The sequence below is a fragment of the Clostridium sp. genome (genome assembly GCF_016650035.1).
In the GTDB taxonomy this organism is placed as follows: Bacteria; Bacillota; Clostridia; order Clostridiales; family Clostridiaceae; genus Clostridium_AD.
Genome location: NZ_JAENWM010000135.1, coordinates 1 through 6,894, shown reverse-complemented (window position 1 = coordinate 6,894; position 6,894 = coordinate 1). Strand labels below are relative to the sequence as shown.

Below are 6,894 nucleotides of genomic sequence, written 5' to 3'. Positions count from 1 at the left end.
CTTTCAAAAAAAGTATAGCATACACTAGGTCTATTAAATTTACCCAAAATCATGATATAAAAAAGTAAAGCACCAACAATTTGTTGGTGCTAATGTTTCACTTATTTAGGGACATTTTTAAAAATGCTTGACACATATGCGTTCTCCGGTGGTCTGTAGTTACCAACAACTAACTGAAGGCAAGGTATCCACCGTGAGGTGTGAGCTTGAGGAAGTCCTTGGCAAAGTTCTGACCCAAGGAACACGAACATTTTCAGGCAAACTATTTTAATTGTTACTTATACGACCACGTTACAGAAATTGGTAACGAAGTGGAGAAGCACTGTTTGCTAATAAATTAGTGCATATTTACAAAAATATTACTATATATAAAGGAAGTTGAAAATTAATGTAGAATTAAGTTTGTGAATACTTAAATAAAATGGTAATGAGAAAATAAACAAACAAAAAATACTAAAGACAAACCATTTTAACTATAAATTCACGTAAGGTTTGTCTATAAATTAAGGAGTTTATATATGAGAAGAAAAGATATACTTGAGTTGAAAAGACGTTATAAAAAAGAAGAATGCACCTTTACTAAAATGTGTGGCTGCTATGTTAATGGAGAAAAACATACTATTTTAAAATTTAGAGAAAGCTTTCTAAATTTAGATGAGGATGAATACTTTAAATATTTAGAAATCGCTAAAAAAGTACTGTCTGGCACTATTGGGAATAATATTTTAGAACTTAACTTTGAAGCAAATGAAGATTTTACAAATGAAAGTCAGACATCGCTTATGCAGCTTAAAAACAGTCAATTAAAAGATGATGCTCTTGTAGGTAACCTTTATGATTTGATTATAGCTAATTATGATTACACTGGTAATTTTTTAATACTCTTTTTTCATGATGCTTATGATGTTGCTTGCAAGACCAAAGATAATATAAAGATAGATGAATCTGAAGAAGTATATGAATATGTGTTATGTGCAATATGTCCAGTTTCACTTTCAGAGCCTGGTCTTAGATACTTTGAGCAGGAAAATGAAATAGGAGCACGTATTAGAGATTGGGTAGTAGAGCCCCCAACTAATGGCTTTGTGTTTCCTGCTTTTATTGATCGTAGCTCAGATGTTAACTCTATTATGTATTACACAAAAAATGCAAAGGATACACATACTGAATTAATGGAAAATGTTCTAGGTTGCCTCTCAAAAAAAACGGCTACGGTGCAAAAGGAAACATTCCAATCAATTATTAAAGATTCTTTTAGTTCTGATGAAAATAAAGCTGATAAGATTTTTATGGATATACAAGAAAACCTAAGCACTATGATAGAGGAATACAATGCTATAAATGATGATGCAGATTGCGAACCTATAAGCTTAACAAAGAAGGATATACAAAACCTTTTAATAGAAAGCGAAGTTCCTCGAGAAATTACAACTTTGATTGAAAACTCCTATGCAGAGAACTTTGGCGATGATATCACTTTAGCAAAGCATTTAATTGACGCAAAGGCTCTGAAGGCAAATGTGCAAAGAAAAAAGGAAGAATGCCTTCACAAAGAAGTGGAAATACTTAAGGCTAGGCTTGATCAAATTAAACAAGAGAATGCTATAGATAATGAAATTGACCTGTCTACAGAAGTTAATGATGATAATGTGGTTTTAGAAGAAGAATCAGCAACTGATTTAGAAGAAACTTTAGAAACTAATTTAGAGAAAGGTCCAGATGAATATTCAGAAGGTAATAATGTTACCCCTCATTATGATGTTATACTACAAGTAAAACCCGAAAAAGTATCTCAAATAAAATATCAAATAATTAATGGCCAAAAATGCATAGTTATTCCTATTAATGACAATGAACAAACTACAGTTAATGGTGTAGATAATTTTATTTAGAACAACTTTATTAACTATTTTATCCGTAGGCATTTTTTATTATATAGTAGAAAGTAAAAATTTATAGCTTTTACTACGACCACGGATTAATATGTCGGCAGTTATAGGACAGAACATAATAAAAAAGCCGAATAAAAGGAGTATAATATATGGTTAGATCAATTATGAAAGATATATTCTTTCTTAATCAAAAATCAGAACTTGCTACAAAAGCAGATGCTCAGGTGATGCAGGATTTGCTTGATACGCTTAAAGCAAATAAAGAAGGATGCGTAGGAATGGCAGCTAATATGATTGGTGTCAAAAAAAGGATTATTGCGATCAGTATGGGCGATATGAACGTTCCGATGATTAATCCTAGGATAGTGAGTAAATCAGGTCAATATGAAACAGAAGAAGGATGTCTTTCACTTATAGGTGTTAGAAAAACTAATAGATTCAAAGAGATAGAAGTAGAGTATTTTGATTCGGGATTTAAGAAGCGAAGGGGAAAATACTCAGGATGGATTGCTCAAATTATTCAACATGAAGTAGACCATTGTGATGGGATAGTCATATAGAAAAAAAGTAGATAGCTGTTCAAGGTGGAATCACATAAATTAGCAACAAAAATTGTTGCGGTTTTTGACAAGTGTCTGACCCCTTACACAGATTGGAAGTGAAACGGACAAGATGTGTTGCTATAAATAAACAAAAAAGCTGTGAATTTACTTCACAGCTTTTCGTTTATTCATGGAATTATATTGTGCCAATTTTAAGAATTTCACAAAAAAACTTAATAGTGACCTTGTTTGTTATACTTTATTATAGCAAAAGTTGCAACAATGAATAAGTCGCCTATTATAAATGATTTATACCCAAGACTAGTTACAGATATAAATAAAAAATATAATAAAACTATCCAAAATAACCATTGAGTAATATTTGCATAAATATGCCACCTTTTTATGAGTAGTATATTTTTCCAGTTGGGATCATATTGTTTTTTTGTATCATAGTAATCTTTAATAAATACAATACCTGAACCAATAATATAAAGATATATATATAACATATCTTTGCTTGAAACTATAATACCTAGCAAACAAATTAATAATAATATTCCCCAAACTAATCTATTGATCTTAATATTTACCATATAACGCTCCTAACAAATGCAATTGTAAATGTATGTGATACTTCGTTAATTATAACAAGAAAGTCCCAAATAATCAACCATTGACATTGCACATAGATGTAGCTTGCTAATAACTTTTTCTCTTTGCGAATGCCTCACACCTTTGGATTCCTGTTTCTTTCTATTGTTCCTTTGAACACTTCTTTACTGGCTGCTTCTCCGTAGATATCATCTTTTACATCCTTATGAGCTTTAAGATCTGAGGGGCTGACTGAAAATGCTCGATGCTGTGCCTTTAAATCACTGTATAACATCCATTTTTTCGGTTTAAAAATTGTTACTTGATCTTTGACATAATTAAGCACCTTTTTTCTGTCATCATAAGTATCAACCATACTAACGTGTTGCTTATATTTGTTACCCATAATTCTTTTCCTGTATTCCGTCATTCTTTTAGCAGTTTCAACCGTAATCTCCTGCATGCTGTTGTTATACTCCACACTCTCCTTAACCGCTTGAACCATCTTTATTTGTTCTTCAAGCAATGTGCTTGGCACATTCTTAAACTGAGCAAATGATTTTTGTATATCATCAGACATATCAAAGCTCTTTTCAACACTATTTAGAACCCATAATTGCCTTCTCCATAACTCTGTAGGGGTTTGTGCCCACGCTCTGAATTCGCCCCAAATACTTGACACCGTCGAGTTCACCCCAACTACCATCCACAGAACTTCTTTAATTTGATCCAGCAGTGGTACTTTTCCATCTGTTGTTACGATGATTTGGCCAATGACTTGATTGTTCTTTCTGTATACCGCATAATGATAGACAACGTCGTTATAATTTATGGGTGTTTTGTATATTTCAACCTGTTCACCTTTATTCTTAAACTTCTCAACTGTATCTTCAGCTTTAATCGATATTTCTGACAAATCACTCCACTCCTTTCTGATACACGTGAATATAAATATTCATAATCCTATAATTAATAATACACTAAAAAATATGAAAAATTAACAAAAATTTTTTTTTATTTCTTATACCTATAGCAATAAAAACTGTTCCAGTTTTTGACAAGGTTCTGACCCCTTATACAGATTGGAAGTGAAACGGACAAGCTGTGTTGCTATTTGCAAAACAAATTTCATTAAATGCGTTCATGTCACTCGGCAATTTTTATAAGCGATGCGAATTTGCTCAAAAACAGGTATGAAGCACTTTTAAGAGAAGTAATTTAGTTTAATTGTTCCATCATTGTTAAACTCCACGCCATTTTTAAAAGATTCTTCTTTTCTGAATAAAGGATATCCTATTAAGCTATGTTTAATATTAAAAGTGCCTTCATACCAAACTGCGCCGTCTTCGTTGAATAACCTGCCAAAAACGAAATATCTTGGTCCATAATAATTTCTGGGGCCTTTGTTGTATTCTCCTATAAATCTTATGTTACCACTTTTATAGTACTCTGTGCCTGTTACAATAAACCAGTCAGCAAAGCTTCCCTGCATATTCTTTTTACCATCTTCAAAATATTTTATTCCTTGTCCACAGGGTATTATTTCATTTACCCTCGAATCTATTTTAGTAAAACCTTCGTATTTAAGCACTCCTGATGGATAGTATAGTTCTTGCCATTTTATTTTTACCTCTCTAATCATAAACAATTCCTCCTAAATGATTTTGAACTTTTTAAAAAGCTATTACAATAAAAATCCAATCTTAAAATTCATTTTGGTATAGATGATCATATTCCTCGCAACCACAGTGCTCATCACATTTATAGAGCTTAAGGTTGTCATAATACGTAAAGCGTTCCCATGGCTCCCACCCTCCACATACAACGCAGTGATAAAGAGTGAAAATATCAATGCAGTAAGTATAAATATCCAGCTCCTCTAATTGTTCACCAGTAAGGAAAAGAAAAGGCACATTAAAAATATCATTAAAACTATCACGATAAAGTTTGTAAGCAATTTCTGCATCACGCATTGTAGCGAATTTTAGTTTGTCCTCATAATAAGTAAAATCAATGGTTTTGTATTTATAATCGGGCCAGGTGAAATAAACATTGTCAAAAATAAACTTATCTAACTTATCCTTAAAAATATCGAAAATTAGGTTTGCATTCTCTTCTCCAATTATCCTTTTCAAATCTTCCCAATTAATAATTATAGAGGGCATTGAAGCATATTTAGTTTCCATAAATATATTATGAACCTTATTATATAGTTCATCTAAGGTTTCAAGAAGAAGCCCAATTTGATGTTTGTAAAACAATCCCTCAGAATCTCCATAAATTTCAAAGGTGTAGGAAGTTGATAATTCTTCAATTTCATCTTCTAAATCAATCCTATCTTCAAGGGCTTTAATGTTTTCAATATCTAGTTCAATATCTCTTATCCCATCCATAAGGTTAAAATATTGAAAAGAGTAAGGCTTTTCAATTGTGGATTCTGGAACGCATTCATAGCTACAGTATTTTTTATTATTACAGCACATATAAGGCACATTCTTGAATTTCTTCTTACAATGATTACAGGTATACATATGATCACCTCTTTTATTTATTTTTATGTTTCTTTCTTACTTTAGGAGAATCAACAATTTTAGGGGAACGGTAAAGCTGCTCTAATACAAATAAAACTAGCCTTGGACCACGTTCCCCAAGTTGAAATTCATTCTCCACTTCAAACATTGCTTTAATGTAGGCCTTGCGGTCTATGACATAATCTCCTGGACGTTCAGGTACAAATTGAAAATCTTTCTCTAAGTTGTCAATATCCTCTTTAGTTGGTTCAATGGTATATGATTCAGTAGTCTCCAATTGATTATCCTCCTCCATATAATAAGAATTTTATTGTTTTTTTGCTTAATCATAATATACAAAGGGATTAAGAATTTCTGCAGGCCAGGTTATGTTTTTGATTTATAATTTGACTTTAATAATGGATTAGTACTTATTTACAAAAATGTTACTCTATATAGAGAAACTTGGAAATTAATGTAGAAATATAGTTTAAGAATGCTTAAATAAAATGGTAATGAGAAAATAATAACAACAAAAACTGTTCCAGCTGTGTAAGTGGTCTTTGCGAGACCTTAGATGAGCTTGCTAAAGGCTTAATTTGCATATTTGTTAACTGATGAAAGCAATGGTACAATTAAGTAACTAGTGTGATGAAAGACTATTAATCCTTATGTGACCATGAGGAATGAAGGAGTGAGACTATATGAGAAATACATTTTACTATGACACCCAAATTGGTAGAATAGGAATCGTCCAAAATGGATCATCTATTACACATGTGCGTTTTGGAGAGATCCATGAGTTAGATATAAATATAATTGAAACTCCTTTACTAAAAAAAGCATATGGGCAGATACAGGAATATCTTAATGGAAAAAGAAAGGTATTTGATTTGCCACTTGCACCCCAAGGTACAGATTTTCAACAAAGGGTTTGGAAGGCTTTGCAAGAAATACCTTATGGTAAAACTAATAGTTATAAAGATATAGCAAGCAATATCGGAAATGTAAATGCAGCTAGGGCAGTAGGCAAGGCAAATAATAAAAATCCAATTCTCTTAATTATTCCATGTCATCGAGTTATTGGAGCTAATGGTAAATTAGTTGGTTATGTAGGTGGTTTGGATGTAAAATGAAAACTTTTAGATATTGAGAAACAAGAAGATACAAATTTTTTTAAGTATAGTGAGAAAGAAATTAGTTATTTAAAACAAACAGATAGAAAATTAGGGGAAGCTATAGATAAACTTTACAAGGTAGAACGTGTGATAATCAAGGACTTATTCCCAGCACTGATTTATGCAATTATAGGTCAACAAATATCCGTAAAAGCAGTGCATACTATTTGGACTAGGT

General features: G+C 31.7%; 8 protein-coding genes. 3 read left to right on the top strand and 5 right to left on the bottom strand.

The features are described 5' to 3' along the window. Positions 1-518 precede the first annotated feature (518 nt). Positions 519-1,892, top strand: coding sequence for a DUF4317 domain-containing protein (locus JJD95_RS19160; RefSeq protein ID WP_291644955.1), 1,374 nt, complete (start codon positions 519-521; stop codon positions 1,890-1,892). Between the two features lie 149 nt (positions 1,893-2,041). Next, positions 2,042-2,452: a peptide deformylase gene (locus tag JJD95_RS19155; protein WP_291644953.1), complete on the top strand. Its 411-nt coding sequence runs from the start codon at positions 2,042-2,044 to the stop codon at positions 2,450-2,452. A 215-nt stretch (positions 2,453-2,667) separates the two neighbouring features. On the opposite strand, the gene JJD95_RS19150 is transcribed toward JJD95_RS19155, so the two are convergent. The 5 genes from JJD95_RS19150 to JJD95_RS19130 form a co-directional block, all read right to left on the bottom strand. Continuing rightward, positions 2,668-3,030 (bottom strand): hypothetical protein, encoded by a 363-nt coding sequence (locus JJD95_RS19150; protein ID WP_291644951.1) that lies wholly within the window; start codon positions 3,028-3,030, stop codon positions 2,668-2,670. A 134-nt stretch (positions 3,031-3,164) separates the two neighbouring features. Continuing rightward, entirely contained in the window at positions 3,165-3,944 is a 780-nt protein-coding gene (locus tag JJD95_RS19145) for a hypothetical protein (RefSeq protein WP_291644949.1), read from the bottom strand. Positions 3,945-4,232: 288 nt separating this feature from the next. Then, positions 4,233-4,670 carry a hypothetical protein gene (locus JJD95_RS19140; protein ID WP_291644947.1) on the bottom strand — a complete coding sequence of 146 codons (438 nt, stop codon included), beginning with the start codon at positions 4,668-4,670 and terminating at the stop codon, positions 4,233-4,235. A 61-nt stretch (positions 4,671-4,731) separates the two neighbouring features. Then, entirely contained in the window at positions 4,732-5,559 is an 828-nt protein-coding gene (locus JJD95_RS19135; RefSeq protein WP_291644945.1) for a hypothetical protein, read from the bottom strand. Between the two features lie 13 nt (positions 5,560-5,572). Beyond that, positions 5,573-5,836, bottom strand: a complete 264-nt coding sequence (locus JJD95_RS19130) for a hypothetical protein (RefSeq protein WP_291644943.1) — start codon at positions 5,834-5,836, stop codon at positions 5,573-5,575. Between the two features lie 406 nt (positions 5,837-6,242). On the opposite strand from JJD95_RS19130, the gene JJD95_RS19125 reads away from it, so the two are divergent. Next, positions 6,243-6,674: a methylated-DNA--[protein]-cysteine S-methyltransferase gene (locus JJD95_RS19125; RefSeq protein ID WP_291644941.1), complete on the top strand. Its 432-nt coding sequence runs from the start codon at positions 6,243-6,245 to the stop codon at positions 6,672-6,674. Positions 6,675-6,894 lie beyond the last annotated feature (220 nt).

Coding starts and splice junctions, on each gene's coding strand:
- JJD95_RS19160 (WP_291644955.1), top strand. CDS start 519: ATGAGAAGAAAAGATATACTTGAGTTGAAAAGACGTTATAAAAAAGAA.
- JJD95_RS19125 (WP_291644941.1), top strand. CDS start 6,243: ATGAGAAATACATTTTACTATGACACCCAAATTGGTAGAATAGGAATC.
- JJD95_RS19135 (WP_291644945.1), bottom strand. CDS start 5,559: ATGTATACCTGTAATCATTGTAAGAAGAAATTCAAGAATGTGCCTTAT.
- JJD95_RS19155 (WP_291644953.1), top strand. CDS start 2,042: ATGGTTAGATCAATTATGAAAGATATATTCTTTCTTAATCAAAAATCA.
- JJD95_RS19140 (WP_291644947.1), bottom strand. CDS start 4,670: ATGATTAGAGAGGTAAAAATAAAATGGCAAGAACTATACTATCCATCA.
- JJD95_RS19150 (WP_291644951.1), bottom strand. CDS start 3,030: ATGGTAAATATTAAGATCAATAGATTAGTTTGGGGAATATTATTATTA.